Source organism: Agrobacterium sp. MCAB5, assembly GCF_052114365.1.
Taxonomy (GTDB): Bacteria; Pseudomonadota; Alphaproteobacteria; order Rhizobiales; family Rhizobiaceae; genus Agrobacterium; species Agrobacterium tumefaciens.
The window spans coordinates 1-545 of the sequence record NZ_JBFREP010000175.1; the positions used below are offsets into that span (position 1 = coordinate 1).

1 protein-coding gene is annotated in these 545 nt (G+C 53.0%); it reads right to left on the reverse strand.

Features of this window, described 5'->3' with window-relative positions; translation table 11 throughout:
- Positions 1–444: cache domain-containing protein (locus AB4Z23_RS28060; RefSeq protein WP_441361253.1), on the reverse strand; the 444-nt coding region annotated here is incomplete at its 3' end.
- Between the last annotated feature and the right edge of the window lie 101 nt (positions 445–545).

The window sequence follows — 545 nt, forward strand, 5'->3', positions numbered from 1 at the left end:
GTACTGAACAAGCCCCCCGCCTTCTTTTGCCTTGAGGATTAGGTCGTAGATGACCCGATTGCCGTCAGGATCATAAAGATCCAGCCAATTATTACCCGGACGGAAATTTTGCCGCGGATGAACGACGTTCAACCCGTCATAATCATAGACGAAAAAATAGCCGTCCGTGCCGTAGTCAAGGTCCATCAAAATGCGCTTGACCTCTTCCTTTGCTGCGTCGTCACCAGGCCCGGCCTTGTCATAAACGGAGCGGATAGCAGATAGGGCAAGATTGGTGAGGTTGAGGAGTTCCGCCTCCTTAGCAGCAAGCATGTTTCGTTCAAACGCGTCGATACTCGTGCGCGCCAGCGTCATTGACTGCCATGTTATGAGTGCCGTGATGATGATGATCGCAAGCACTAGAGGCCCTATGGCCAGCGCAAGGATCTGGTTTCTGAGTCTCATGCGGCCCTCCGACACATTCGCTCTGACGCACCATCACCTAACAATAGTTCGCGCGGCAAGTCGAGCATGTCGGAGGTGATTGCAGGGATAGAGCATAGCAC